Here is a 25,732-nt window from a genome sequence, read left to right as displayed (position 1 = left end):
TCCGGCGTGATGGACACCGTCTTCGGCTCCGGCCTGTTCCTCACCGACGCGCTGCTCGGCCCGGCACTCGGCGCCGCCGCCCCGCGACCGCTGGTCACCCACTACGACGACGCGACCGGCGAGCGGACCGAGCTGTCCGGCACGACCACCGCGAACTGGACCGCCAAGGCGGCGAATCTGCTGCGCGACGAAGTCGACGTCGAGCCGGGCGCCCGGGTCGCGGCGCTGCTGCCCGCGCACTGGCAGACCGTCGCCGCGCTGCTGGCCGTGTGGTCCTGCGGCGCGGAGCTCGTCGGCGACCCGGCGGGCGCGGACGTCGTGCTCGCCGACGCGGCGCGGCTCGACGTGGCGCTCGCGGCCGGGGCGGGCACGGTCGTCGCGTTCTCGCTGGACTTCTTCGGCCGCGGCCTGGGCGACCTCCCCGGCGGCACCGTCGACTTCGCGACCGAGGTGCGGGTGCACGGCGACGAGTTCGTCCCGTGGGACCCGGTGGACGGCGCGGCCCCGGCCTGGGACGGCGCGAGCGGCGAGCAGGTCCTGGCCGCGGCCCGGGAGCGTGCGGACGCACTCGGCATCACCGCGGGCGCCCGGGTGCTGTCGAGCACCGGCTGGGACAGCGCGGACGGCCTGCGCGACGGGCTGCTCGCCGTCCTCGCGGCGGGGGCCTCGCTGGTCCAGACCGTGAACGCCGCCGGGGACCCGGCGGTCCTCGACCGCCGCGCGGAGTCCGAGCGGGTCACCCTGCGCCTGGGGTGAGCGGCGGCCCCGGCCGGGGGTCATGACACCCTGGTCGACCGTGACCCCCTCTGTGAGCGCCCGGGACGTCGACGACGCGGCGGCCCGGCTCCGCGCCGTCATCGGCCCGACCCCGCTGCAGCTCAACCCCCGCCTGTCCGACGCGCTCGGCGGCGAGGTCTGGGTCAAGCGCGAGGACCTGCAGCCGGTCCGTTCGTACAAGATCCGCGGCGCCTACAACCTCATCGCGCAGCTGCCCGAGGCCGACCGTCTCGCCGGCGTCGTCTGCGCCAGCGCCGGCAACCACGCCCAGGGCGTCGCGTTCGCCTGCCAGCGCCTCGGCGTGACCGGGCGGGTCTACCTGCCCGGCACGACTCCGCGCCAGAAGCGGGACCGGGTCGCGCGGCTGGGCCGCGACGCCGTCGAGGTGCGGGTGGTCGGCAACACCTACGACGAGGCCGCCGCGGCCGCCCGCGCCGACGCCGAGTCCACCGGTGCCACCCAGGTGCCCGCCTTCGACGACCCGCGCACCGTCGCGGGCCAGGGCACGATCGCCCGCGAGATCGTCTCCCAGCTGGCCGACCCGCCGGATGTGCTGGTCGTGCCGGTCGGTGGCGGTGGACTGCTCGCCGGGGCCATCACCTACCTGCGCGAGCACGCGCCGTCGACCCGGATCGTGGGCGTCGAGCCCGCCGGGGCGGCGAGCATGGCGGCCGCGGTCGCCGCGGGCGAGCCGGTCGACCTGGGATCGCTGGACCCGTTCGTCGACGGCGCCGCCGTGCGCAAGGTCGGCGCGGCCACCTTCGACGTGGTGCGCGACGCGGGCGTGGAGCTGCTCGCGGTGCCCGAGGGCCGGATCTGCGTCGAGATGCTCGCGCTCTACCAGTCCGACGGGATCATCGCCGAGCCGGCGGGCGCGCTGTCCCCCGCGGCGCTGGACCGGCTCGACATCCCCCGCGACGCCACGACGGTCTGCCTGCTCTCGGGCGGCAACAACGATGTCTCCCGCTACGCCGACATCGTCGAGCGCGCCCTGGTCTTCGAGGGCCGCAAGCACTACTTCCTCGTCGAGTTCCCGCAGGAGCCGGGCGCGCTGCGCCGGTTCCTCGACGACGTCCTCGGCCCGGATGACGACATCACCCTGTTCGAGTACACCAAGCGCTCCAACCGGGAGACCGGCCCGGCCCTGGTCGGCATCGAGCTGGGTTCGCCGGACGACCTGCCCGCGCTGCTCAAGCGGATGCAGGAGGCTCCCCCGCACATCGAGCCGATCCCGCCGGACAGCCCGCTGTTCGGCTTCATCCTGTAGACGCCGCGCGCAACACGGCGGCAATCCGGGCCGCCTACCGTGCACGACCGTGCCCGAGATGATGTTCGACGTCCGCTGGCCGGACGGCACCGAGGTCAGCTACTACTCGCCGTCGCTGGTGGTGACCGAACACCTGGACACCGGCACGACCTACCCGGTGGCCGAGTTCGTCACGCGCAGCCGCACCTGCATGGAGATCGCCGACGCGCGGGTGCGGGCGAAGTACGGGTTCGGCTGCGCGCAGTCGGCGCGGACGATCGCGCTCATCGACGCGGCCGCGGGGCGGTTCGCCCCGACCGACGAGGTGCGGGTGGAGGGCTTCCGCCGCTGACGCCGCCGGGTCCTGCGGTGATGCGGCGGCCGCGGCGCGGCGTCACGCGGCGGCCGGGCGCCGCCGCAGCACCAGGTGCAGCGCCACCCCGGCGAGCAGCCCCCAGAACGCCCCGCCGATCCCGGCGATCGTGACCCCGGCCGCCGAGACCAGGAACGCGGCGGCCGCGGGCACCCGCGCGACGGCCGGATCCGGCGTCGGGTCGGCGACGGCGAGGGCCCCGGCGAGCGCGGGACCGAACGTCCCGAGCAGGGCGAGCCCCGCGACGGACTCCACGACCCCGGGCGGCGCGGCCGCGACCAGGGCGGCCATCGTCGTCGCGAGCGGGGCCAGCAGCAGGCAGGCGACGCCGTTGGCCTGGCAGGCGACCCAGCGTCGCGCCGGGTCCGGGTGGGACTCGGGCGAGGCGGGCAGCGCCGCGGTGATCGCGGCCAGGTTGATCGCGTGCGCACCGGCCGGGGCCCCGAGGACCGTCCCGGCGCCGGTGAGCACCATCGCGTGGCGCCAGGGGACGGGGTAGCCCGCCGCGGCGAGCACCGCGACGCCGGGCACGTTCTGCGAGGCCATCGTGACCACCCAGAGCGGCAGCGCGACCCCCACCAGGGCCGCGACCGAGAAGGCCGGGACGGTGAGGGTGATCTCCGGCGGGCGCAGCCACGACCGACCGTCGGCGAGGACGACGACGATCACCAGGGCCAGCCCGAACGCGGCCGGGGACGCCCAGCGCGGCGCGAACCGCGACAGGACGACCCACAGGACCACGATCGGCGCCACCAGCAGCGGCCGCTCGACCAGCGCACGGACCGGCGCCAGGCACAGCGGCAGGAGCACACCGGCCAGCATCGCCTGCGCGATCGGCGCCGGGATCGCGCCGACGAGCCGCCCGAGCGGGCGCACGAGCCCGGTCGCGACGATGAGGAGACCGCCGACGACGAACGCGCCGACCACGGCGGGCCACCCACCCGCGACGGCTCCGGTGGAGGCCAGCAACGCCGCGCCGGGGGTGGACCAGGCGACCGTCAGCGGGCGGCGGAACCGGCGGGACAGCCAGATCGTCGCCACCCCCATCAGCGCGGTGAGCACCACCAGCCCGGACGCGGCCTGCGCCGGGTCGGCACCGGCCGCCGTCAGCCCGGCGAGGACGACGGCGAACGAGCTGGTCACCCCGATCACCGCGGAGACGACACCGACCGACACCGGTTGCGCCCAGGAACGATCCACGGCGCCACCCTAACCGCGTCGTTCTGTAAACAGAACTCACCGGGGGCGGTAAGCAGGATGTTCTGCAGCCGATACACGGGGTGCCGCCGACCCGACCAAAGATGACCGAACCGTGTCGTCCGGAAAACAGGCGGTGACGTCCGGTCCGCCGATCTTGGTACGGCCACCTGCCGCGGCCCATCCTGCGTGGGCCGCCGCACCCGCCGGGCGCGGCTCTACCGGAAGGCCCGTCTCATGAAGCTGCCCGTCGCTCTGGCCCTGGTGATCGGCGTCGCCGGGGCGGTGATCGCGTACCTCTACCTCGGTCCGCTCTCCGGGCTCGGCCTGTTCGTACCGGCGACGTTCCTGGGCGCCGCGACGTTCTTCGCGGCGGGCGGTGACCGGCCCGCGCTGGTCACCGCTCTGGCCACGAACGTCTGGGGCATCGTCACCGGCACCGTCATGCTGGTCCTGGCCGGACTCACCACGAACCCCGCCCTGCTGGGTCTGATCATCGGTGGGATGACCGCGGTGTTCATCCTCGGTGCGCTCGTACCGGTGCTCGGGTTCGTCCCCGGCGCGGTCGTCGGGTTCGCCACGACCGCGGCGTTCGGCCTGCTCAGCGGGGCGTCGGGCACCGACTTCTCGCTGCCCACCGGCCCCTTCACGGTGATGCTGCTGTCGTTCGTGGTCGGCTCGGTCGTGCTGGGCTACGGCTGCAGCCTGGTCGTCGGCCGCCTGACCGCCCGCTCCGCGGCACCCGCCGCGGCCTGACCAGCGGCGGCGCCCGGTGCGACTGGTGACCACCGGCGAGGCCGCGACCAGACTGGCCCTGAGCCCGCGGGCACTGCACCGCTGGGCCAGGGCCGGCCTGGTGACACCGGCCTTCCGGGAACCGGACGGCCGTGACCTGTGGGACGTGGAGGATCTGCGGGACCAGGTCACGGCGCTCCCGGCCCGCTTCTCCGCGGCCACCGCGGTGCGCGACCCGGGGACGCCCGTGCCGCGGCCCGGCCCGGACGCGCCGGCGGGGTAGCCCGCGCTCCCCCGCCGCGGGCGTCCACCTGTCCGGACGGGCCGGGCTACAGTCGCCCGGTGGACGACGGGGCGCTGCGCACGGCCGTCGGCGCACGGCTGCGGACGGCCCGGGCCGCACGCGGCCTGTCCCTCGGAGCGCTCGCGGAGCGGGCGGGGATCGGCAAGGGCTCGCTGTCGGAGATCGAGAACGGCAGCCGCAACCCCACCCTGTCCACCCTCTACGCGCTCGCGGACGCCCTCGGCGTACCGCTGTCGCGGCTGCTCGCCGAGCACCCCGGGGCCGAGGTCGCCGGCCCCGGCATCACCGCGCGCCTGCTGGACACGGCCACCGACGACCACGGCACCGTCGAGGTGTACGCCCTGGCCCTCGTCCCGGAGGCGGTGCACGTGTCCCCCGGGCACGGTCCGGGCGTGATGGAGCACCTGCTCGTCACCCGCGGTGCCGTCCGGGCCGGACGCAGCGGGCGCGAGGCCGACCTCGGCACCGGCGAGGCCACCCGCTGGCCCGCCGACGGCGAGCACACCTACACCGCCCTCGCCGGGGAACCGGCCGCGGCCGTGCTCGTCATCCGCACCCCGCCGGGTCCGTGATCGTCAGCACCTGGGCGCGCTGCGCGCGGCCCCGTACCGCGCCCATGTACTGATCGTCAGGCCGCCGCGTCCCACCGGGCGAGCACCCCGGCTGGCGTACAGGGTCGGTGCCCGCCAGCGCCGCCGGGTCCAGGCCCGCTCGCGCAGCGCGTTCAGCGGCCGGACCGTCGCCGTCCACGACGGCCCCGTCCGTGGGCCGTCAGGGTGTCACCTGAGCAGCGAACGCGCCATCACCATGCGCTGGATCTGGTTGGTGCCCTCGTAGATCTGGGTGATCTTCGCGTCGCGCATCATGCGCTCGGCCGGGAAGTCGCGGGTGTAGCCCGCGCCGCCGAGCAGCTGGACGGCGTCGGTGGTCACCTGCATCGCGGTGTCGGAGGCGAAGCACTTGGCGGCCGAGGAGATGAAGCCCAGGTCGGCCTCGTTGCGCTCGGCGCGCGAGGCGGCCACGTAGCAGAGCTGGCGGGCGGCCTCGACCTTCATCGCCATGTCGGCGAGCATGAACTGCAGACCCTGGAACTCGGCCAGGTGCCTGCCGAACTGCTTGCGCTCCTTCATGTACTGCGTCGCGACGTCGAGCGCACCCTGCGCGATGCCGACGGCCTGCGCACCGATGGTCGGACGCGTGTGGTCCAGCGTGCGCAGCGCGGTCTTGAAGCCGGTGCCCTCGGCGCCGATGATCCGGTCGGCCGGGATGCGGCAGTCCTCGAAGTGGATCTCGCGGGTCGGCGAGCCGTGGATCCCGAGCTTGCGCTCCTTGGTGCCGATGACGAAGCCCGGGTCGTCGGAGTGGACCACGAACGCCGAGATCCCGTTGGCCTTCTTCTCCGGGTCGGTGACGGCCATGACCGTGTACCAGGTCGACTCGCCCGCGTTGGTGATCCAGCACTTGGTGCCGTTGAGGACCCACTCGTCGCCGTCGCGGCGGGCGCGGGTCTTCATCGACGCGGCGTCGGAGCCCGCCTCCCGCTCGGAGAGCGCGTAGCTGACCATCGCCTCGCCGGCGGCGACCGACGGCAGGACCTGCTTCTTCAGCTCGTCCGAGGCGGACAGCAGGATCGGGGTGAGCCCGAGGCCGTTCACCCCGGGGATCAGCGACGACGACGCGCAGACCCGCGCGACCTCCTCGATCACGATGCAGCCGGCGAGCTCGTCGGCGCCTTGGCCGCCGTACTCCTCCGGGATGATCACGGCCTGGAAGCCGGCCTTGACCAGCGCGTCGCGCGCCTCGACGGGGTACCGGCCCTGCTCGTCGACGTCGGCGGCGTGCGGGGCGATCTCCTTCTCCGCCAGGTCCCGGACCGCCTCGCGGAGGGCCGTGTGCTCGTCGCTGAGCCGGTAGCTGTCGAACTCGCTGTTCATGCCGACCATGCTAACGGCACTCCGTGCCACATGTCACGGGACCTTGCTACCCTCCGTGCCATGACGACCAGCACGCGGCGCGGGCGTTCCCCCGAGGGGCGGGCCGAGGTGCGGCGGGAGCTGGTGGCGGCGGCCGCGCGGCTGTTCACCGAACGCGGCTACGACGACACGACCGTCGACGACATCGCCGCCGCCGCGGGCGTCGGGCGCCGCACCTTCTTCCGCTACTTCCGCGGCAAGGAGGACGCGCTGTCCCCCGACCACGAGCGCGGGCTGGCCCGGATCGGCGAGGTGTTCGCCGGCGCGCACCCCGACGAACCGCTGCCGTCACTGGCACTGCGTGCCGCGGAGACGGTGTTCGAGCTCTACACCGAGGACCCGGAGGTCGCCCGGCTGCGCTTCGCGCTCGTCGGCTCGGTGCCCGCGCTGCGCGACCGCGAGGCCGCGTCGGTGCACCACTACCGACGGCTGTTCACCCGCGAGCTCACCGCCCGGCTGGGCGACCGCCCGGACGGCGAGCTGCGGGCCGCGGTGACGGCGGCGGCGCTGGTCGCCGCGCACAACCAGGCGCTGCGCCGGTGGCTGGTCGAGGGCGCGCGCGACGCCGACCTGCCCGGCGCCGTCGACCACTTCCGCCGGGTCGCGCCGATGCTGCCGCTGGAGGACGCGGGCGAGCCGGCCGCCGCACCCGACCTGGAGGACGTGACCCGGCGTCTGGAGCGCGCGGCGCGGACCCTGGAACGGGAGTCGACCCGACGCACGGGCTGAGCCCGGCCCCGGGGCGTCCGGCCCCGGACATGCGTGATCCCCGGGCCGCACCGGGGTGCGTCACCGAACCGGACAGAGTTCGGACCCGGGGATCACGGGTGACCGTCGGGAACTCGCCGGCACCACACCGGCTTCCACGACCGCCTCTCCGACGGGTTCTCCCCGCCGGAGCAGAACGTGGTGCTAGCTGACGGCCACCTCACGTGTCCTGCTGTAGCTCATCTGCTGGACCACCTCCTCTCCCGTGTACCGACACCGTACGCACGGGATCGAGCGGCGCGCCACCGGAAAATCGCGGCCCGGTCCTCAGCCCTCGCGGGCGGCCACGCGCAGCGCCGCGTCCTTGTCCAGGACGCTGCGCTCGAGGTCGGCCTGGTACTCCACCATGGCCTGCCGGAGCCGCTCGTCGCCGGCGCCGAGGATGCGCACCGCGAGCAGTCCGGCGTTGCGGGCGTTCCCGACCGCGACGGTCGCCACCGGCACGCCGGCGGGCATCTGCACGATCGACAGCAGCGAGTCCAGGCCGTCGAGGTACTTCAGCGGCACGGGCACGCCGATCACCGGCAGCGGCGTCGCGGCGGCGACCATCCCGGGCAGGTGCGCGGCACCACCGGCCCCGGCGACGATCGCCTGCAGGCCGCGGTCGGCGGCCGAGGCGGCGTAGTCGAGCATCCGCTGCGGGGTGCGGTGGGCGGAGTAGACGCCCACCTCCCACGGCACGCCGAACTCGTCGAGCGCGGCGCCCGCGGCGCCCATCACCGGCCAGTCGGAGTCGCTGCCCATGATCACGCCCACGCGCGGGGAGCCGGTCTGCGTCATCGAGGTCCTTCCGGGGAGTGCGGGGAGCGGGGATCGCCGGTGTGGGCGGACCAGCCGTCCGCCCAGGTCGCGGTGGCCAGCCAGCCCGCGGCGAGCTCCGCACGGGTGCGCACGTCGGTCTCGTCGCGGCCGAGGACCGTCACGTGCCCGATCTTGCGGGCCGGGCGGCCGTCCTTGGCGTAGAGGTGCACCTTCCCCTCGGGGAAGCGCGCGAAGCAGTGGTGCAGCCGCTCGTCCATGCCCATCGCGGGCTCCTGCGCCGCACCGAGCACGTTCGCCATCACCGCGACCGGGGCGACCGGGGCGGTGGAGCCGAGCGGGTAGTCCAGCACCGCGCGCAGGTGCTGCTCGAACTGCGAGGTGACCGAGCCCTCGATCGTCCAGTGCCCGGAGTTGTGCGGGCGCATCGCCAGCTCGTTCACGACGACCTCGCCGGGCGCGGTCTCGAACAGCTCGACCGTCATCAGCCCGACGACGCCGAGCTCGGCCGCGATCCGCAGCGCCAGTTCCTGGATCCGGGCGGCGTGGTCCGGGTCGAGCCCGGGGGCGGGCGAGGTGACCCGGGCGCACTGGCCGTCGACCTGCAGGGTCTCGACGACCGGCCATGCGGCGGCCTGGCCGAAGGGCGAGCGGGCGACACTCGCGGCCAGCTCGCGGGTCATCGGGACCGCGGACTCGACGAGCAGCGGGGTGCCGGCGTCGAGCAGGTCGGCGACCAGCCGGTCGGTGTCGTCGCCGCCGGCGCGCAGGAACCAGACGCCGCGGCCGTCGTAGCCGCCGCGGGTGGCCTTGAGCACGACCGGCCAGCCGTGCCCTGCCCCGAACGCGGCGACGTCGCCGGGCGCCGCCACCTCGGCGAACGCGGGCACCGGCAGCCCCATCTCCGACAGCCGTCGTCGCATCACCAGCTTGTCCTGCGCGTGCACGAGCGCCGAGGGCGGCGGCCGCAGCGGCAGCCCGGCCTCGGCGAGCGGGACCAGCACCTCCTGCGGGACACCCTCGTGGTCGAACGTGACGGCCGAGCAGCCCGTCGCGAGCTCCCGCAGCGCGGCGGCGTCGTCGGGGTCGCCGATGACGACGTCCGGCGTCGCCCGGGCCGCCGGATCGTCCGGCGACGCGGCCAGCACCCGCAGGGTCTGCCCCAGCGCGACGGCGGCCTGGGCGGTCATCCGGGCCAGCTGGCCACCGCCGACCATGCCGACGACGGGCAAGGCGGCCTTCTGCGCGTCAACCCTCTCCACGAGACCGGGAGCCTAATCTGGCACGATCGATCCCGTGACGGTGGTGGAGGCGACGCTCGCCAGGATCCCCCAGCCGTACCGCGACAAGGCGATCAAACACCGCGAGCTGATCAAGTTCCTGATGGTCGGTGGCAGCACCTGGGTCATCGACACGGTGGTGTTCCTGGTGCTGAAGGCCACGGTGCTGGCCGACAAGCCGGTGACCGCCAAGGTGGTCGCGGTGCTGGTGGCGACGATGGTGTCCTACGTGCTGAACCGCGAGTGGTCCTTCCGGACCCGCGGCGGGCGCGAGCGGCACCACGAGGCCCTCCTGTTCTTCGTGATCAGCGGGGTCGGGGTCGGGGTGTACTCGGCGCCGCTGTGGGTCTCGCGCTACGTCTTCGAGCTGCAGGTGCCGTTCGTCTCGCTGGTCGCCCAGGAGTCCGCGGACTTCGTGGCCGGCCAGATCGTCGGCACCCTGGTCGGGATGGCCTTCCGCTGGTGGGCGTTCCGCCGGTTCGTGTGGCCGGACCAGTTCGTGCGACGCCAGCCCCCGCCGGTCCCCCCGGCCCCCGGGGACTGAGCGACCGGGCCACCGGCTACCGCGGGCCGGTGCGGTCGGGCACCGGGGCCGCCGCGGTGACGTCGTCGGTGCGGGCCGCGGGCAGGTACAGCCGGAACACCGGCGGCCGGGCCCGGGACAGCTCCAGCCTGCCACCGTCGGCCTCGACCAGCGTCCGGGCCAGCGCCAGCCCCAGCCCGGTCGAGGACTGCGCCGAGATGCCCCGGTCGAACACGTGCGGCACCAGGTCCTCCGGCACGCCGGGCCCGGTGTCGGACACCTCCACCAGCAGCGCGTTCTCCCCGGTCCGCGCGGAGATCGTGACCGGTCCGTCGCCGTGCTGCAGCGCGTTGTCGACGAGCACCCCGATCGCCTCGCGCAGCCGTGCCGCGGTCACCCGGGCGAGCAGCCCCTCGGGCACCCGCACCTTGAGCGACCGGCCGGCCGCGGTGAGCGGGCCGCGCCACTCCCGCTCGGCGTCGGCGACGGCCTCGGCCAGGTCGACCGGTTCCGCCCCGACCGCCCGCGCGGCGCGCGCGGACTCCAGCAGGTCGTCGAGGACGGCGGTGAGCCGCTCGGTCTGCTCCAGCGCCGCGTTGGCCTCGCGGCGGGCGTCCGGGTCGGGGTGGCAGGCGAGCTCGTCCAGACGCAGCTGCAGCGCGGTGATCCGGCTGCGCAGCTGGTGGGACACGTCCCCGACCAGCGACCGCTCGCGGTGCAGCAGCTGGGACAGCGCCGTCGCCGAGGAGTCCAGGACCTCCGAGACGCGGTCGAGCTCGGCGATGTCGTAGCGGGCCGGGGACCGGCGGAAGTCGCCCGCACCGAGGCGGGCGGCGCGGGCCGCGAGGTCGCGCAGCGGGTCCGACAGCCGGCGCGCGGTGTACACCGCGACCCCCGTGCCGACGGTGACGGAGAACCCCACCAGCAGCACGACGACGGCCACCACCTGGGTCTGCTGGGACCGCATCACCGAGGTCGGCTGGGACAGCTCCATGATCCCGCCCGGCCCGAACGGCAGCGACTCGGTCACCGGGTCGTCGACCCGGTCCACGCCGTAGACGATCGGGTCGGAGTCCGGCGGCACGACCACCAGCCGGGAGTTCGGCGGGATCGCCGCCTCCACCAGCCGTTGCGACTGCGGCCCGGTGCCGTACTCCTCGACGGTCTCGGTGACCTGCTCGAGGCGCTGGGTCAGCTCGGCACGGGTGAAGTCCTCGACGAGCTGCCAGGTCGCGAGCGCGAGCGGGCCGCCCAGGAACAGCGCGGTCAGCGCCACCGTCAGCAGTGTGGAGATCAGGATCCGGCGGCGCACGGCGACCTCAGTCCGAGTTGTACCGGAAGCCGACGCCGCGGACGGTGGCGATCCGCTTCTCGCCGCCGATCTTGCGGCGCAGCCACGACATGTGCATGTCCAGCGTCTTCGACGACTTCATGTCCGCGTCACCCCAGACCGCGTGCAGGATCTCCTCGCGCGTCACGACCTGGCCGGCGTGGATCATCAGCACGCGCAGCAGCTCGAACTCCTTGTTGGCCAGGGAGATCTCGTCGCCGTCGAGCAGGACGCGGCGGCCGGACAGCTCCATCCGCAGGCCGTCCACCTCGACGACGTCCTGGGTGCGGCGGCGCAGCAGCGCCCGCACCCGGGCCAGCAGCTCGGCCAGCCGGAACGGCTTGGACACGTAGTCGTCGGCGCCGGCGTCGAGCCCCACGACGAAGTCGACCTCGTCGGTGCGGGCGGTGAGCATGAGGACGGGCAGGTCCGGCAGGGTCGCGCGGACCCGCCTGCAGACCTCCAGGCCGTCCATGCCGGGCAGCCCCAGGTCGAGCACGAGCAGGTCGACCTGCGCACGGGTGACCCGGTCGACGGCGCCGACGCCGTCGGCGACGACGTCGACGTCGTACCCCTCGCGCTGCAGGGCCCGCGACAGCGGCTCGGCGATGGCCGCGTCGTCCTCGGCCAGAACCACGGTGGTCATCTCACCGAGCATAGGGCTCCGGGCCCCGGGCACGGTGGCGGTGCGAGCTGGCATGCTCGCCCAACGTGAACCCCGAGCGATGCGTGCCCGCCGAACCCGGTGATCTGGATCTCGCCCTGCGCCTGGCGGATCTCGCCGACGCGATCACGCTGCCCCGTTTCCGGGCCGCCGACCTGCGGGTGGAGCGCAAGCCGGACCGCACCCCGGTGACCGACGCCGACACCGCCGCCGAGGACGCGATCCGCGCCGCGCTGGGCCACGAGCGCCCCGCCGACGCGATCCTCGGGGAGGAGCGCGGCGGGTCCACCGACACCGCGCACGGCCGCGGCTGGGTGATCGACCCGATCGACGGGACCAAGAACTTCTCGCGCGGGGTGCCCGCGTGGGCGACGCTGATCGCGCTCGTCGTCGACGGCGTGCCGACGGTGGGTGTGGTGAGCGCGCCGGCGCTGCACCGCCGCTGGTGGGGCTCGGCGGGGGCCGGGGCCTGGGCACGTGACCTGCCGTCGGGGACGCCGAAGCGGATCGCGGTGTCGGGGGTGGCCGACGTCGCCGACGCCTACGTCTCGACCACCAACACCGAGACCTTCCGCACCGACCCGTCCCCGGCGTCGCGGGAGGGCTGGATCGCGCTGACCGAGGCCTGCTGGGAGTCCCGCGCGTTCGGCGACTTCTGGCAGCACGTGCTCGTCGCCGAGGGGGTCGTCGACGTCGCGGTGGAACCCGCCGCGAACCCGTGGGACCTGGCGGCGCCGGCCGCCGTCGTCGCCGAGGCGGGCGGGCGGCTGACCGACCTCGCCGGGAACCCGACCTGGTCCGGCGGGCACGGCCTGACCAGCAACGGTCTGCTGCACGACGCCGTGCTGGGGGTGCTGCGTGGCTGAGCTGTACTTCGACGACCTGACCCCGGGGACCGTCCTCGACCTCGGTACGACCGCGGTCGACCGCGACGAGATGGTCGCGTTCTCGGCCCGCTTCGACCCGCAGCCGTTCCACCTGCACGAGGCCGACGGCGAGCGGGTGTTCGGCGGCCTGGCCGCGTCCGGCTGGTTCACCGCGAGCCTGTGGATGCGCGCCTACGTCGACGCCGTGCTGTCCCGCGCGGCGTCGCTCGGCTCACCCGGCGGCGACGAGATCGCCTGGCCGGCACCGGTGTTCGCGGGCGACGAGCTGCACGCGGAGATGGAGGTCCTCGATGCCCGCGTCTCGCGCAGCCGCCCGTCGATGGGCCTGATCACGCTGCGCGGGACGCTGACCCGCACCGGCGACGGCGCGGTCGTGTACCGGTCCCGGTTCACCGGGATGTTCGAGGTCAGGCCGACAGCGCCGTGACCACCCGCGACGGCGACGGCCGTCCCAGGTGTCCGGCCATCCACACACTCGTGTCGACCAGCTTCCGCAGGTCGGCGCCGTGGTCGATGCCGAGCCCGTCGAGCATCCACACCAGGTCCTCGGTGGCGAGGTTGCCGGTCGCGGACCCGGCGTAGGGGCAGCCGCCCAGGCCGCCCGCGCTGGCGTCGACGGTGGTCACGCCGTACCGCAGCGCGGCCAGGGTGTTGGACAGCGCCTGGCCGTAGGTGTCGTGGAAGTGCACCGCGAGCCGCTCGACGCCGACCCCGCGGGCGACGCACGCGTCGAGCACCGCGCCGACGTGCGCCGGGGTGGCGACGCCGATCGTGTCGCCGAGGGAGAGCTGGTCGCAGCCCATCTCCATCAGCCGCGCCCCGACGGCGGCGGCCTGGTCCGGGTCGACGCCGCCCTCCCACGGGTCGCCGAACACCATCGACACGTAGGCCCGCACCCGCAGACCCTCGGACACCGCGCGGGTCACGGTCGGCTCGAACATCGCGAACTGCTCGTCGAGCGTGCGGTTCAGGTTCCGCTTCGCGAACGTCTCGGTGGCCGAGGCGAACACCGCGACGTGGTCGCAGCCGGCGTCGATCGCGCGCTGCAGCCCGCGCTCGTTCGGGGTGAGGACGGGGTAGTCGAGCCCGGCGCGGCGGTCGAGCACGGCGAGCAGGTCGGCGGCGTCGGCGAGCTGGGGCACCCACGTCGGGTGCACGAAGCTGGTCGCCTCCAGCGTGCGCAGGCCCGCGTCGGCGAGCCGGTCGAGGAACTCGGCCTTCACCGCGACCGGGACGACGGTCTTCTCGTTCTGCAGCCCGTCGCGGGGGCCGACCTCGTAGATCTCGACGCGCTCCGGCAGCGCGGGGTCGCGCACCGTCGTGGGAAGACCGTTGCTCACAGGGACGCCCTCTCTCGCTGCGGTGCGGGAGCCTCCATCCTGCCCCGCACGGCCGCGTCGGCGTGACCACGGCGGGCCGTGTGCTCGCTCTCCTTCTCGTTGCTGCGGCGCCGCTCGGCGAGCAGGCCGATCTCCCGGTGCAGCCGGGCCTGCACCCGTTCCACGCCCGCGACGTCGGTGAACCGCAGCCGCTCCCCGGCGACGTCGAGCAGCAGGGTGCCGCAGCCGAACAGCCGTCCCCCGGCGCCGGTCCGGACGCGGACCGAGTCGATGCGGTCGATCGGCACGTCGAGGCCGTCGCGGACGAGCAGGCCCTCCCGGACGAGGAACCGCCGGTCGGTGACGACCAGCAGGGTGGCGCGCCAGCGCGCGATCGGCAGCAGCGTGAACCGCACCGCGACGAGCGCGGCGAGCACCCCGAGCACGAGCCAGGCCCACGGCGCCCACGGCTGCAGCCGGACCACGGCGGCCCCGAACCCGGCGACGGCGCTGACCCCGACGAGGACCGCGGCCGGCCGCAGGGCCAGCCGCCAGTGCGGGTGCCCGACCAGCACGACGTGCTCGCCCTCGTCGAGAACCCGGTCCAGAGCCCGGTCCAGAGCGCTGTCGGGGAACGCCATACCTCCCACGGTAGGGCGCCGGGCGCCGACCGCCCACGCGACGCGCGGGGGCTGCGTCGCAGGTCAGCGCAGTGGGTGACTCAGGACTGGTCGGCCGCGCGCAGATGGACGATGTCCCCGGCCGCCACCGCGACGCGGGCCCCGTCGTCCGGGTGGACCAGCAGCCGGCCCTGCAGGTCGACGTCCTCGGCCGTCCCGACGAGGTGGTCCCCGGCCGGGCGCTCCACCCGCACCCGCGAGCCGAGGCTGGCGCAGGCCGAGCGGTAGTCGCGGCGCAGGCCGCAGGCGTCGGCGTCGCCGCAGGCGTCGCGCCACTGCGCCTCGCGCCGGTACAGGTGCCCCAGCAGCACGGTCGCGGTCTCGGCGCGGGACGCGGTGAACCCGTGCGCGGCCAGCGAGGTCGCACCCCACGGCAGGTCGGTGGCCGGGGTGGAGATGTTGAGCCCGATGCCCAGGACGATCCCCGGCCCGCCGCCGGAGACCGCGGTCATCTCGGCGAGGATCCCCGCGGCCTTGCCCCGCGCCGGCCCGACCAGCAGGTCGTTGGGCCACTTCAGGGCCACCGGTACGTCCGGGGCGAGCTCGGTGATCGCGTCGGCCAGCGCGACGCCCGCGAGCATCGGCAGCCAGCCCAGCCGGTCGGCGGGCACGCCCTCGGGGCGCCACAGCACCGACATCGTCAGCGCCGCCCCGGGCCGCGAGATCCAGGTCCGGTCGAGGCGGCCCCGGCCGCGCACCTGGTCCTCGGCGATCAGCACCGAGCGGTCCGGCGCACCGCGCCCGGCCTCGGCCAGCAGGTCGGCGTTCGTGGATCCGGTGGAGGCGACGACGTCGAGCGCCGTCCAGCCCCCCGCGGGACGGAGCACGGCCGTCCGCAGGGCATACGGGTCCAGCGGGGTCCCGTCGCCGTGATTCGTCCCGGTCGTCATCACCGCGCACCGTAACGGCCCCGCGACGCGCCGGGGACCGCGGAGGGTGAACGGATCGGTAACGGTGTCGGCGGGACGGCCACCCGGTCGGCTGCGTCGGACGTCACGCCCGGGCCGAACCTACTTGCGGGTTAAGCTCCGACCTCATGAGCGCCGCAACGGAGCCGATGGCGACCCCGGACAGTGGTGGGGCAGAGCCGGACATCCACACCACGGCGGGCAAGCTCGCCGATCTCTACCAGCGTTTCGAGGACGCGGTCCACGCCGGTTCGGCGTCCGCGGTCGAGAAGCAGCACGCGAAGGGGCGGCAGACCGCCCGTGAGCGGATCGACCAGCTGCTCGACCCGGGCTCGTTCGTCGAGCTGGACGCGCTGACCCGGCACCGCTCGACGAACTTCGGGATGGACGCCAAGCGCCCCTTCGGCGACGGCGTCGTGACCGGCACCGGCACGATCGACGGCCGCCCGGTCGCCGTGTTCTCCCAGGACGCGACCGTCTTCGGCGGCGCGCTCGGCGAGGTCTACGGCGAGAAGATCGTCAAGGTCATGGACGTGGCCGCGAAGATCGGCTGCCCGGTCGTCGGCATCAACGACGGCGGCGGCGCCCGCATCCAGGAGGGGGTCGTCGCCCTCGGCCTCTACGGCGAGATCTTCACCCGCAACGTGCAGAGCTCGGGTGTGATCCCGCAGATCTCGCTGATCATGGGCCCGTGCGCGGGCGGCGCGGTCTACTCCCCCGCGATCACCGACTTCACCGTCATGGTCGACGAGACCAGCCACATGTTCATCACCGGCCCGGACGTCATCAAGACCGTCACCGGCGAGGACGTCGACATGGAGGAGCTCGGCGGCGGCCGGGCCCACAACACCAAGTCCGGTGTGGCGCACTACCTGGCGGGCGACGAGGCCGACGCGCTCGACTACGTCAAGCAGCTGCTGAGCTTCCTGCCGTCGAACAACCTGTCCGAGGCGCCGTCGTTCCCGGCCACCGAGCCCGTCGAGGGTTCGATCGAGGACGGGATCATCGACTCCGACCGCGAGCTCGACACCCTGATCCCGGACTCGGCGAACACGCCCTACGACATCCGCGAGGTCATCAACCGGGTCGTCGACGACGAGGACTTCCTCGAGGTCCAGGAGCTCTGGGCGCCGAACATCGTGGTCGGCTACGCCCGCGTCGAGGGCCGCAGCGTCGGCATCGTCGCGAACCAGCCGACCCAGTTCGCCGGCTGCCTGGACATCGACGCCTCGGAGAAGGCCGCCCGCTTCGTGCGGACCTGCGACGCGTTCAACATCCCGGTGCTGACCTTCGTCGACGTCCCGGGCTTCCTGCCCGGCACCGAGCAGGAGTGGAACGGCATCATCCGCCGCGGCGCGAAGCTGATCTACGCCTACGCCGAGGCGACCGTCCCGAAGGTCACCGTCATCACCCGCAAGGCCTACGGCGGCGCCTACGACGTCATGGGCTCCAAGCACCTCGGCGCCGACGTCAACATCGCCTGGCCGACCGCGCAGATCGCGGTCACCGGCGCGCAGGGCGCGGTGTCGATCCTCTACCGCAAGGAGCTCAAGGGCCTGGAGGGCGACGAGCTCGCCGCCAGGCGGGCGGAGCTGCAGCAGGACTACGAGGACACCCTCTGCAACCCCTACATCGCCGCCGACCGGGGCTACATCGACGCGGTCGTGCCGCCGTCGCACACCCGCGGCTACGTCGGCCGGGCGCTGCGGATGCTGTCCACCAAGCGGGAGCAGGGCCCGACCCGCAAGCACGGGAACATCCCGCTCTGATGGCCGCCGAGGAGTCCACCGAACAGACCCCGGAGGAGCGCCGCGCGCTGTTCCGCGTCGTGCGGGGCACCCCGGACGACCACGAGCTCGCCGCGCTGACCGCCGTCGTCGCCGCGGCGGCGAGCGCCGGTGGGCCGCCCGCCCCGCTGCGGACGCCGGACCTGTGGTCGCACCCCGCGGCCCAGCTCCGCGCCCCGCTGCACGCGGGCCCGGGCGCCTGGCGCGCCTCCGGCCTCCCCCGCTGACCTCGGAGGTACCACCGACCGGCGCCCGGTCCCCGGCACACCACGTCGCCGGGGGCCGGGCGCCGTCGCGTCCGGCCCGGGAACGGCGGTCCACCCGGGGGTGGAGGGTGCGGGTCCACCCGGGATCGACCCCGGCGCCGACGCGCCGACCGGGTCCGCGGCGAGATCGTCCTCCCCATGGACGCCACCTCACTCGTCATCACGGTCGCGATCGTCGGCCTGGTCCTCTACACGCAGTTCCGCGGGCAGTTCGTCGGCGGGCGACGGGACGTGACGCTCCCGTTCGTCGTGATCGGCATCGGGGTGCTCACCCTCGCCCAGGCCCGCCCGGAGGTCACCGCGGCCGGGGTGGCACTGCTCGCCGCCGAGCTGGTGCTGGCGGCCGCGCTCGGGGTAGTGCGCGGCTACGCCTTCCGCCTCGGCACCCGCGACGGGTGGGCGTACCGCAGCGGCTCGGCCGCGCTGCTGGTCGCCTGGGTGCTGACCATCGGTGTGCGGGTCGGCGCCGGGGTGCTCGGCGGGGCCGTCGGTGCCGGACTGCTGCTGTCGACGTCGTCGGCGCTGGTCTTCGGCGGCAGCCTGCTGGTCCAGAGCCTGGTCCTGCGACGCCGGGTGGCCGCGGCCGGGCTGCCGGTCCGGCCGGACGAGGCGCGCCGTGCCCGCGCGGCGGCCTGAGCGTCCCGCCCGGCCCGGCCGCTGTGTCAGAGTGAAACGGTGAGCACGCCCGCCGCCCGCACGGCCCGCCGCGTCGAGCACGACCGGTCGCCGCTGCTCGGGGTGCCCCGGCGGCTGGTGTCGCTGCTGTGGCTGCCGATCGTGCTGTTCCTGCTGTTCTGGTCGCCGGCCCAGCAGGTCTCCCCGACCTGGCTCTACGCCGGGCTCGTCCCGGCCGTCGCCGGGTGGGTGGTCTTCGCCCTCCACCGGAGCATGCCGCCGGTCGCGACGATCCTGACCAGCATCGCGCTCGCGGGGGGCGGGATCGCCCTGCTGGCCGGGTCCGACGGCTGGACCACCTCGGCGGCCTTCCCGATGATGGCGGTGTTCGTGGCCGCGCTGCGGCTGCCGTACCGGACCGCGCTGTTCGTCGACGTGCCGGTCATCGCCGCCACCACGATCGTCGTCGGGCCCTACACCTCGCTGTGGGACGCGCTGCTGGTGGTCGCCGCGCTGACCGCGATGGTGCTGTTCGGGATCGGCCGCCGCGACTCCGCCCGCCGGATCGAGGAGCACGAGCGGACACTCGTCGCCGACGCCAGGGCCCGCGAGGAGCACGCCCGCGCCGAGGCCATCGCCGACCGCGCCCGGGTCGCCCGCGACGTGCACGACGTGCTGGCCCACTCGCTGTCCGCGCTGGCCGTCCAGCTGCAGGGTGCCCGGCTGATGGCACTGCGCGACGGGGCCGCGCCGGACACCATCGCCCAGATCGAGCGGGCCCAGCGGCTCGCCTCCGACGGGATCACCGAGGCCCGCCGGGCCGTGCGGGCGCTGCGCGAGGGACCGGCGCCGGTCGACGTCGCCGGGGAGCTGCGCGAGCTCGGCCGGGCGCACCCGGACGCGACCGTCGAGGTCGCCGACGGGCTGCGCCTCGGCGCGCGGGAGGGCGAGACCGTGCTGCGCACCGCGCAGGAGGCGCTGTCCAACGCCCGCAAGCACGCCCCCGGCGCCCCCGTGACGGTGCACCTGCGCCGCGACGGCGACGGCGCCGAGCTGGAGGTCGTCGACGTCGCGGGGGCCCCGCCACCGCCCGGCGACGGCGAGGGCTCCGGCCTGGCCGGGATGGCCGAGCGGGCGGCTCTCGTCGGCGCCGAGCTGCAGACCGGCCCCACCCCCGACGGCTGGCGGGTCCGGCTCCGGCTGCCCGCCCGCTCCCCGGACCGCGAGAGGATCACGACGTGAGCGACCTGCGGGTGGTACTGGCCGACGACCAGCGGATCGTGCGCGACGGCCTCGCCACCGTCCTGGGCCTGCTCGACGGCATCGAGGTCGTCGGCACCGCGTCCGGCGGCGACGAGGCGGTCGCCCGGGTCGCCGAGCTGGCGCCGGACGTGCTGCTCACCGACCTGCGGATGCCCGCGGGCGACGGCGTCTCGGCGACCCGCCGGGTCCGCGACGGGCACCCCGGCACCGCCGTCGTCGTGCTCACCACCTACGTCGACGACGACGCCGTGGTCGACGCGATCGCCGCGGGCGCATCGGGCTGGCTGTCCAAGGACGCCGACGCCGAGGCCATCGGCCGGGCCCTGCGCTCGGCCGCCGACGGTGTGTCCACCGTGGACGCCGGCGTGCTGTCCCGGCTGGTCGCCGCCCGCGCGTCGACCGTCCCGGCGGCACCGGTCGACCCGCCGGACGGGCTGACCCCGCGCGAGGTCGAGGTCCTCGGCCTGATCGCCGAGGGCCTGTCCAACACCGAGATCGCCCGGCGCCTGGTTGTCGGAGAGGCGACGGTGAAGACCCACGTCAACCACCTGTTCGCCAAGACCGGGCTGCGCGACCGCGCCCAGGCCGTCGGCTACGCCTACCGCCACGGCCTGGCCGGCCGCTGACGCCGGCCAGGCGGCCCCACAGCGTCCGGCGAGCGCCGCGGCGACCCGTAGCGTCGCCCGGCACCCGCCGCGCGGGTCGCCGCACCCCGTCACCGGTCGCCACGCACACCCGGCTGCCGGTGTCGTGGACACGGCGGGGCGGGTCGGCGGTGACGAGGTGTCGATCCGGCCGGGACCCCGCGGCTCAGTCGGCGGTGGGGGGTTTCGGGCTGGGAGCGGGCGTGGGGGTGTGCCCGTGCCCGTGGCCATGACCGTGGCCGTGGCCGTGGCCCTGCTTGGCCGCCACGCCCGCGCCGGGCAGGGGGGCGGTGCCGCCCAGCTGGATGTCACCGGCCCGCAGCGGGGCGTCGTGGTACTTGCCCTCGTGCGCCAGGATCGGCCGCTGGTCCCCGGCGATCTCCGGGTACTTCTCCTCCAGCCTGCGTCGCTGGTCCCAGGTCCGGCGCATCGAGTCGATGTACTCGGAGTTCCCGTTGTAGACCCCGCGCCAGGTCTGGGGCATCTCGTCCTTGGACAGGCCGGGGCTGGCCTGGCCGCCGAGCGCGAACCCGGCGGGGACCTTGGTCGTCGCGCCGTCCCCGCAGAGCGGGCAGGGCGGGGTGGCCGCGTCCGACATGGACGCGAGGTGCTCGAAGCGGGCTCCGCACCCGCAGCGGAAGACGTAGATCGGCATCGTGCCGCCTTCGATCGGGGCGGCCGGCGGCCCCGGAGGACCACCGGCCGCGACGGTCACCAGTTCTCGACGGACTTCGTGAGGATGTCGGCGATGTCGTCCTCGGTCGGGGTCCGCGGGCAGGTCGCGAGCAGCCGCTGCTGCTTCATCGTCCCGGGGACCAGGTCCGGCACGTCGGCCTCGGTGTAGCCGACGCCGCCGATGCCGTTCGGGATGCCGATGTCGCGCATCAGCCGGGTCAGGACCCCGGGCAGCTGCTCGCGCGGGTCGTTCACCTTGTCCGCCCGCGGGTCCATCAGCTCCGCCGCCCGCAGGTGCCGCTCCGGCGCGGAGTCGAAGGAGAACCGGAACGCCTCGGGCGCGGTCAGCGACACCGACTCCCCGTGCGGCACCATCGCCTCGTCCTGCGGGTAGCCCTGCGGCCGGTAGTCCTTGACCATGCCCGCGATCGGGTAGGCGTTGGCGTGCGGGATGTGCACGCCGGAGTTGCCGAACCCCATGCCCGCGAAGGTCGCGGCCATCATCATGTCCGAGCGGGCCTCGACGTCCTCGGCGCCGCGCTCGACGGCGGCCCGGAACGACTTCGCGAGCAGTGACATCGCCTTCTCGCACCACAGGTCCGAGACCGGGTTGGAGCCGCAGTAGGTGACCCGCTCCTCGGGCTTCTTGCGGTCGAAGGTGGTGTAGTACCGCGCCGTGTAGCTCTCCAGCGCGTGGCAGGTGATGTCCATCCCGGCCGCCGCGGTGACCTGCGGCGGCAGCGTCATCGTCAGCAGCGGGTCGATGACGGCCAGGGTCGGGCGCAGCCGCCAGTGGCTGATCCCGGTCTTGACCTTCATGGACAGGATGTCCAGCACGCACATCGCGGTGGACTCCGAGCCGGTGCCCGCCGTCGTCGGGACGGCGATCAGCGGCTTGAGCTGCCCGGGCGGCACCTTCGCGCCGCCGATCGGCTTGTTGATGTAGTCCATCAGCTCGCCGGGGTGGCTGGTGAGCAGGTTGATGGCCTTGGCGGTGTCGATCGCCGACCCGCCCCCGACGGCGACGAAGCCGTCCCACGGACCCTGCGCGCGGGCGTACTCGGTCGCCTTGTTCATCGAGTCGTCGGTCGGCTCGACGTGCACGCCGTCGAAGATCTCGGACTCGATGCCGTAGCGGGACAGGTTGTCGGCCAGGCGCTGCGGCGCGCCGAGCGCGTTCACCCCCGGGTCGGTCACGATCAGGACCCGGGACACGTCGTAGGCCGACAGCTCGAAGCCGACCTCGTCGATCGCGCCCGCGCCGAACTTCAGCGGCGGCGCACCCCAGGTGAAGATCGTCTCCTCGGTGTACTCCGGAACCTCGAACGTCATCAGGTGTACGACCCCTCCGGTGCCTTGCGCAGCTGGTGGATCTGCTCGGCGTCGTGGCCGAACACCATCTGCGCGTTCGTCTGCTCCTGGATGCCGCGCAGCTTCTCCACCGAGGAGAACCAGTCCTCGAGGTTGTTGACGATCGCGGCGGGCGCGGCGGGCGGGCCGTAGCTCTCTCCCATGTAGACCGCGTCCGAGGTGAAGATCATCGTGCCGGTGTCGGGGAGGTCGACACGCATCGACATGCAGCCGGGGGTGTGTCCCGGGGTCTGGATCATGCTGACGCCGGGGAGCAGCTCGACGTCGCCGGAGACGATCTCCCAGTCGATGCCCTCGTAGTCGGCCTTGAGGTGGGCGCCGTTGAACGGGCCCTCGAAGCCGAGCGCGAACTCCTTCTCCTTGTCCGAGCAGATCATCTTCGCGTTGGTGTTCTTGAACATCTGGGCGTTGCCCGCGTGGTCGAAGTGCAGGTGCGAGAGGACGACGTAGTCGATCTCGTCGAGCCCGACGCCCATCTTGTGCAGCTGCTTGTCCAGGTACTCGTCGTCGGCGACCTGGTCGTAGGGGAAGAACTCCTGCAGACTGGTCGGCGCCCAGCGCGTCTCCCAGTCCGACGGACAGCTGGTGTCCCACAGCAGCTTGCCCTCGTCGGTCTCGACGAGGACGCAGTGCGTGGGCACCTCCACCCAGTCGATCGGGGCGTCCTTCTCGGACCGTGGCTTGATGCTGACACCGGGCTTGAGGAGCAGGAACGGGAGATTGGCGTGCATCGCCCCGCAGGGGATGACGCTGAGCTTGTTCGCCGTGGCCATGAGGATTCCCTTCGTCGCTGGAGGGTTCTGGCAGTTCGTCGCCGGGCCAGTCTCGGGAAGCCCGGGGCGGGCGTCCATGGTCGTATGCGCCTGTCTTGATCGCAGGACATGGCGCGGACAGACATAGGGTCGGGCGCATGAAGCCGGCTCCGCCGTTCCCCGAGCCCAGCCAGGACGCGATCCTCCAGGCCGTCGGGCAGACCGCGCTGGACCTCGCGAACGTCGGCGACCGCGACGTCATGCTCGGCGCCGTTCTGCGCCGCACCCGGGCGCTGCTCGGCGCGGACATGGCCTACTTCAGCCTCAACGACCTGCACTCCGGTACGACCTACATCGAGCTGACCGACGGTGTCCGCACGCCGGAGTACCGCGCGATCCGGATGCCGTTCGGCACCGGTGTGCTGGGGCGGGCGGCGGCCGGCGCGGGCACGGTCGCCACCGCGGACTACCTGGCCGACCGCGCGCTCAACCACCTGTCGGGGATCGACACGATCGTGCGCGGTGAGGGGGTGCGGGCCATCGCCGGCGCCCCGATGCGCCTGGGCGGGCGGGTCGTGGGAGCGCTGCTCGTGGCCCACCGCGGACCCCGCACCCTCGGCCCGGCCGCCCGGACCGCGCTGGAGCACATGGCCGTGCAGGCCGCCGTCGCGCTGGAGCAGACCCGGCGCGGCGAGGAGATCCGGCGCCTGCGCACCACCCGCGACGACGGTTCCGACCCCGGCGCCCGGCTGCGCCTGGAACACCTCCTGCACCTCGACGAACGCCTCATGGGGGCGATGGCCGGCTCCACCGCCGAGGCGGCCGGGGTGTTCGCCGTGCTCGCCGAGTCCGTCGGGCACCCGCTCTCGCTGCACGACCCGTCCGGGGCGCTGCGCACGGGACGACGGCTGCTCACCCCCGAGGAGCTGGCCGGGTGGCGGCTGCGGTCGGCGGTCCGCACCTCCCAGCAGGCCGGTGGGGTCGCGATCGCGCACCTGCCCGGCGGCGGGACCTACGCGCTGCTCGCGATCACCACGGCGGGGGAGCACCTGGCGACCCTGGTCATGGAGGGCGCCGACGACGACGCCGTCGCCCGGCTGGCGCACGCCTCGGCGTTCATGACGGTCGCGCTGCTGGTCGAGCGGGCACTGGCCCAGGCCGACGAGACCGCCCAGACGACCCTGGTCGAGGAGCTCGTCGACAGCCGGGTCCCGCCACGGCCGACGCTGGGGACCCGGCTCGCGCAGTACGGCCTCTCCCCCGACGCCCCGGCGACGGTGCTGGTCGTCGACGTCGACCCGGCCGGTGCGGTGACCGCGGCGCGGGCGGTCCGGGGGCTCGACGGGGCGGGCCGCTGGCTGGTGTCGGTGCACGACGGGCACGTGTGCGTGATCGCCGCCGGGACGACCGGCCCCGGCCCCGCGGGGACCGGGGCGGCACCGCTCGTCGCCGAGGGGCTCGCCGCGGCCGGGACGCCGTCGCTCGTCGGCGCCGCGCACAGCCCCTCGGGCGGGCCGTCGGACCTGCGCCGCGCGCACACCGAGGCCGCCGACGTCGCCGCGGCGGCCCGTGCCCTGGGCCGCACCACCGGGCACGCGGACTTCGCCTCGCTCGGCGCGGTCGGCGCGGTGATCCGGGACCGGACCGGCACCACGTCGCGGGAGATCGTCGGGCGCCACCTCGGCCCGGTCCTCGACTACGACCGGCGCCGGCGCACCCGGCTGGCCGAGACGCTGTGGCACTGGTTCGCCGCGGGCGAGCTGCTCGCCCCGGCCGCCGACGCGCTGTCGGTGCACCCGAACACCGTGCGCCAACGCCTCGAACGCGTCGACGACCTGCTCGGACCGGACTGGCGCACCCCCGAGGGCCGCTTCCACCTGCACCTGGCGCTGCGCCTGCACCGCGTCGCCGGGCCGGACCGGACCACCGACGCGGTGGCGGACCACGGCTCCGCCGTGGCGGGCCGGTAGCGTCCGACGTCGTGCGCCTGGTTCTCGCCTCCGCCTCCCCCGCCCGCCTGTCGGTCCTGCGCGCCGCCGGGGCCGACCCCGCCGTGGAGGTCTCCGACGTCGACGAGGACGCCCTGCTCGCCGCGCACCCCGACGCCGACCCCGCGCGCAAGGTGACGCTGCTGGCCGCGGCCAAGGCCGCCGCCGTCGCCGGCCGGCTGACCGGTGACGGCGTCGTCGTGGGCTGCGACTCCATGCTGCTCGTCGACGGTGAGCTGGTCGGCAAGCCGCACGACGCGGAGACCGCGCGGCGCCGCTGGAAGGCCATGGCCGGGCGTACCGGCGAGCTGCTGACCGGGCACGCCGTGCTGCGCCTGGCCGGCGGAGCGGTCGCGCAGGAGGCCGAGGGGCACGCCGGGACCGGGGTGCGCTTCGCCGAGCCGACCGACGCCGAGCTGGACGCCTACCTCGCCACCGGCGAGCCGCTGGAGGTCGCGGGCGCGTTCACCCTGGACGGGCTGGGCGGCTGGTTCGTCGAGGGCATCGACGGCGACCCGTCCAACGTGATCGGGATCAGCCTGCCGCTGCTGCGCCGCCTGCTGGGCGCGGTCGGGGTGTCGGTGGTCGATCTGTGGACGCCACGGTCCTGACCGCCGTGTGGGTGTCGGGGCACGCGGTTACCCTGCG

At 74.6% G+C, this 25,732-nt stretch carries 29 protein-coding genes; 17 read left to right on the top strand and 12 right to left on the bottom strand.

Features of this window, described 5'->3' with window-relative positions:
* Positions 1-9 precede the first annotated feature (9 nt).
* The 3 genes from AC0GKK_RS20385 to AC0GKK_RS20375 are packed head-to-tail and all read left to right on the top strand — an operon-like array spanning position 10 to position 2,375.
* Positions 10-756, top strand: coding sequence for a TIGR03089 family protein (locus tag AC0GKK_RS20385; protein WP_179763028.1), 747 nt, complete (start codon positions 10-12; stop codon positions 754-756).
* Positions 757-778: 22 nt separating this feature from the next.
* Positions 779-2,044, top strand: a complete 1,266-nt coding sequence (ilvA, locus tag AC0GKK_RS20380) for a threonine ammonia-lyase IlvA (RefSeq protein ID WP_100878674.1) — start codon at positions 779-781, stop codon at positions 2,042-2,044.
* A gap of 58 nt (positions 2,045-2,102) precedes the next feature.
* Positions 2,103-2,375 (top strand): MSMEG_0570 family nitrogen starvation response protein, encoded by a 273-nt coding sequence (locus AC0GKK_RS20375; RefSeq protein ID WP_202416400.1) that lies wholly within the window; start codon positions 2,103-2,105, stop codon positions 2,373-2,375.
* 42 nt (positions 2,376-2,417) lie between these two features.
* Here the strand turns inward: AC0GKK_RS20375 and AC0GKK_RS20370 are convergent, their stop codons facing one another.
* The gene (locus AC0GKK_RS20370; protein WP_489882305.1) at positions 2,418-3,596 is read right to left on the bottom strand and encodes a benzoate/H(+) symporter BenE family transporter; all 1,179 of its coding nucleotides are present in this window, start codon (positions 3,594-3,596) and stop codon (positions 2,418-2,420) included.
* Positions 3,597-3,830: 234 nt separating this feature from the next.
* Here AC0GKK_RS20370 and AC0GKK_RS20365 point away from each other — a divergent pair, with 234 nt between their 5' ends.
* From AC0GKK_RS20365 to AC0GKK_RS20355, 3 genes are read left to right on the top strand one after another with little or no spacing between them, the layout of a single operon-like run.
* Complete coding sequence (locus tag AC0GKK_RS20365) at positions 3,831-4,349, top strand: DUF1097 domain-containing protein (protein ID WP_251784309.1); 519 nt, start codon at positions 3,831-3,833, stop codon at positions 4,347-4,349.
* A gap of 25 nt (positions 4,350-4,374) precedes the next feature.
* Positions 4,375-4,611: a helix-turn-helix domain-containing protein gene (locus tag AC0GKK_RS20360; protein WP_062397580.1), complete on the top strand. Its 237-nt coding sequence runs from the start codon at positions 4,375-4,377 to the stop codon at positions 4,609-4,611.
* 59 nt (positions 4,612-4,670) lie between these two features.
* Positions 4,671-5,204, top strand: coding sequence for a helix-turn-helix domain-containing protein (locus AC0GKK_RS20355; protein WP_179761871.1), 534 nt, complete (start codon positions 4,671-4,673; stop codon positions 5,202-5,204).
* 207 nt (positions 5,205-5,411) lie between these two features.
* On the opposite strand, the gene AC0GKK_RS20350 is transcribed toward AC0GKK_RS20355, so the two are convergent.
* Complete coding sequence (locus AC0GKK_RS20350; protein WP_489882304.1) at positions 5,412-6,566, bottom strand: acyl-CoA dehydrogenase; 1,155 nt, start codon at positions 6,564-6,566, stop codon at positions 5,412-5,414.
* Positions 6,567-6,626: 60 nt separating this feature from the next.
* Between AC0GKK_RS20350 and AC0GKK_RS20345 the strand changes: the two genes are divergently transcribed.
* Complete coding sequence (locus AC0GKK_RS20345) at positions 6,627-7,334, top strand: TetR family transcriptional regulator (protein ID WP_062397586.1); 708 nt, start codon at positions 6,627-6,629, stop codon at positions 7,332-7,334.
* Between the two features lie 306 nt (positions 7,335-7,640).
* On the opposite strand, the gene purE is transcribed toward AC0GKK_RS20345, so the two are convergent.
* Positions 7,641-8,153 carry a 5-(carboxyamino)imidazole ribonucleotide mutase gene (gene purE / locus AC0GKK_RS20340; protein WP_178376051.1) on the bottom strand — a complete coding sequence of 171 codons (513 nt, stop codon included), beginning with the start codon at positions 8,151-8,153 and terminating at the stop codon, positions 7,641-7,643.
* Complete coding sequence (locus AC0GKK_RS20335; RefSeq protein ID WP_489884041.1) at positions 8,150-9,349, bottom strand: 5-(carboxyamino)imidazole ribonucleotide synthase; 1,200 nt, start codon at positions 9,347-9,349, stop codon at positions 8,150-8,152. Before AC0GKK_RS20335 ends, purE begins: the two co-directional genes overlap by 4 nt.
* 79 nt (positions 9,350-9,428) lie before the next feature.
* Here AC0GKK_RS20335 and AC0GKK_RS20330 point away from each other — a divergent pair, with 79 nt between their 5' ends.
* Complete coding sequence (locus AC0GKK_RS20330; protein WP_179761869.1) at positions 9,429-9,956, top strand: GtrA family protein; 528 nt, start codon at positions 9,429-9,431, stop codon at positions 9,954-9,956.
* A 16-nt stretch (positions 9,957-9,972) separates the two neighbouring features.
* Here the strand turns inward: AC0GKK_RS20330 and AC0GKK_RS20325 are convergent, their stop codons facing one another.
* Positions 9,973-11,247: a sensor histidine kinase gene (locus AC0GKK_RS20325; RefSeq protein WP_253067845.1), complete on the bottom strand. Its 1,275-nt coding sequence runs from the start codon at positions 11,245-11,247 to the stop codon at positions 9,973-9,975.
* 7 nt (positions 11,248-11,254) lie between these two features.
* A complete protein-coding gene (locus tag AC0GKK_RS20320) occupies positions 11,255-11,911 on the bottom strand; it encodes a response regulator transcription factor (protein ID WP_062397592.1) in 657 nt (218 codons plus the stop codon).
* Positions 11,912-11,976: 65 nt separating this feature from the next.
* Between AC0GKK_RS20320 and AC0GKK_RS20315 the strand changes: the two genes are divergently transcribed.
* Together AC0GKK_RS20315 and AC0GKK_RS20310 are read left to right on the top strand one after the other, a co-directional pair.
* On the top strand, positions 11,977-12,795 hold the full coding sequence (locus tag AC0GKK_RS20315; RefSeq protein WP_489882303.1) for an inositol monophosphatase family protein: 819 nt from the start codon (positions 11,977-11,979) through the stop codon (positions 12,793-12,795).
* Positions 12,788-13,243, top strand: coding sequence for a MaoC/PaaZ C-terminal domain-containing protein (locus tag AC0GKK_RS20310; protein WP_251784313.1), 456 nt, complete (start codon positions 12,788-12,790; stop codon positions 13,241-13,243). The genes AC0GKK_RS20315 and AC0GKK_RS20310 overlap by 8 nt, the downstream gene beginning before the upstream one ends.
* On the opposite strand, the gene AC0GKK_RS20305 is transcribed toward AC0GKK_RS20310, so the two are convergent.
* The 3 genes from AC0GKK_RS20305 to AC0GKK_RS20295 form a co-directional block, all read right to left on the bottom strand.
* Positions 13,224-14,156 carry a hydroxymethylglutaryl-CoA lyase gene (locus AC0GKK_RS20305; protein WP_251784314.1) on the bottom strand — a complete coding sequence of 311 codons (933 nt, stop codon included), beginning with the start codon at positions 14,154-14,156 and terminating at the stop codon, positions 13,224-13,226. The two genes, AC0GKK_RS20310 and AC0GKK_RS20305, sit on opposite strands and share 20 nt — an antisense overlap.
* A complete protein-coding gene (locus AC0GKK_RS20300) occupies positions 14,153-14,776 on the bottom strand; it encodes a PH domain-containing protein (protein ID WP_476652581.1) in 624 nt (207 codons plus the stop codon). Before AC0GKK_RS20300 ends, AC0GKK_RS20305 begins: the two co-directional genes overlap by 4 nt.
* 80 nt (positions 14,777-14,856) lie before the next feature.
* Entirely contained in the window at positions 14,857-15,705 is an 849-nt protein-coding gene (locus tag AC0GKK_RS20295; protein WP_489882302.1) for a biotin--[acetyl-CoA-carboxylase] ligase, read from the bottom strand.
* A 146-nt stretch (positions 15,706-15,851) separates the two neighbouring features.
* Here AC0GKK_RS20295 and AC0GKK_RS20290 point away from each other — a divergent pair, with 146 nt between their 5' ends.
* The 5 genes from AC0GKK_RS20290 (at position 15,852) to AC0GKK_RS20270 (ending at position 20,280) form a co-directional block, all read left to right on the top strand.
* On the top strand, positions 15,852-17,492 hold the full coding sequence (locus AC0GKK_RS20290; protein WP_489882301.1) for an acyl-CoA carboxylase subunit beta: 1,641 nt from the start codon (positions 15,852-15,854) through the stop codon (positions 17,490-17,492).
* The gene (locus AC0GKK_RS20285) at positions 17,492-17,737 is read left to right on the top strand and encodes an acyl-CoA carboxylase epsilon subunit (RefSeq protein WP_489882300.1); all 246 of its coding nucleotides are present in this window, start codon (positions 17,492-17,494) and stop codon (positions 17,735-17,737) included. Before AC0GKK_RS20290 ends, AC0GKK_RS20285 begins: the two co-directional genes overlap by 1 nt.
* Before the next feature lie 177 nt (positions 17,738-17,914).
* A complete protein-coding gene (locus AC0GKK_RS20280; protein WP_253067840.1) occupies positions 17,915-18,412 on the top strand; it encodes a hypothetical protein in 498 nt (165 codons plus the stop codon).
* Positions 18,413-18,451: 39 nt separating this feature from the next.
* Positions 18,452-19,633 carry a sensor histidine kinase gene (locus AC0GKK_RS20275; RefSeq protein WP_489882299.1) on the top strand — a complete coding sequence of 394 codons (1,182 nt, stop codon included), beginning with the start codon at positions 18,452-18,454 and terminating at the stop codon, positions 19,631-19,633.
* Positions 19,630-20,280, top strand: a complete 651-nt coding sequence (locus tag AC0GKK_RS20270) for a response regulator (RefSeq protein ID WP_251784319.1) — start codon at positions 19,630-19,632, stop codon at positions 20,278-20,280. Before AC0GKK_RS20275 ends, AC0GKK_RS20270 begins: the two co-directional genes overlap by 4 nt.
* A 184-nt stretch (positions 20,281-20,464) precedes the next feature.
* Here AC0GKK_RS20270 and AC0GKK_RS20265 read toward each other — a convergent pair whose 3' ends face one another.
* Genes AC0GKK_RS20265 through AC0GKK_RS20255 form a run of 3 tightly spaced genes read right to left on the bottom strand, consistent with a single transcriptional unit; the run spans position 20,465 to position 23,117 of the window.
* Positions 20,465-20,953, bottom strand: coding sequence for an FmdB family zinc ribbon protein (locus tag AC0GKK_RS20265; RefSeq protein WP_405415170.1), 489 nt, complete (start codon positions 20,951-20,953; stop codon positions 20,465-20,467).
* A 56-nt stretch (positions 20,954-21,009) separates the two neighbouring features.
* Positions 21,010-22,305 (bottom strand): hydroxyacid-oxoacid transhydrogenase, encoded by a 1,296-nt coding sequence (locus AC0GKK_RS20260; RefSeq protein ID WP_208821752.1) that lies wholly within the window; start codon positions 22,303-22,305, stop codon positions 21,010-21,012.
* Positions 22,305-23,117 carry an N-acyl homoserine lactonase family protein gene (locus AC0GKK_RS20255; protein WP_489882298.1) on the bottom strand — a complete coding sequence of 271 codons (813 nt, stop codon included), beginning with the start codon at positions 23,115-23,117 and terminating at the stop codon, positions 22,305-22,307. Before AC0GKK_RS20255 ends, AC0GKK_RS20260 begins: the two co-directional genes overlap by 1 nt.
* Positions 23,118-23,254: 137 nt before the next feature.
* Between AC0GKK_RS20255 and AC0GKK_RS20250 the strand changes: the two genes are divergently transcribed.
* Together AC0GKK_RS20250 and AC0GKK_RS20245 are read left to right on the top strand one after the other, a co-directional pair.
* Positions 23,255-25,066, top strand: coding sequence for a helix-turn-helix domain-containing protein (locus AC0GKK_RS20250; protein WP_482638297.1), 1,812 nt, complete (start codon positions 23,255-23,257; stop codon positions 25,064-25,066).
* Between the two features lie 11 nt (positions 25,067-25,077).
* Positions 25,078-25,695 (top strand): Maf family protein, encoded by a 618-nt coding sequence (locus AC0GKK_RS20245; protein ID WP_208821758.1) that lies wholly within the window; start codon positions 25,078-25,080, stop codon positions 25,693-25,695.
* The last annotated feature ends 37 nt before the right edge of the window (positions 25,696-25,732 follow it).

This window comes from Pseudonocardia sp. P-1 (genome assembly GCF_058111925.1).
The sequence above is the reverse complement of the archived record's forward strand: the minus strand, read 5'-3'. Positions and strand labels throughout refer to the sequence as shown.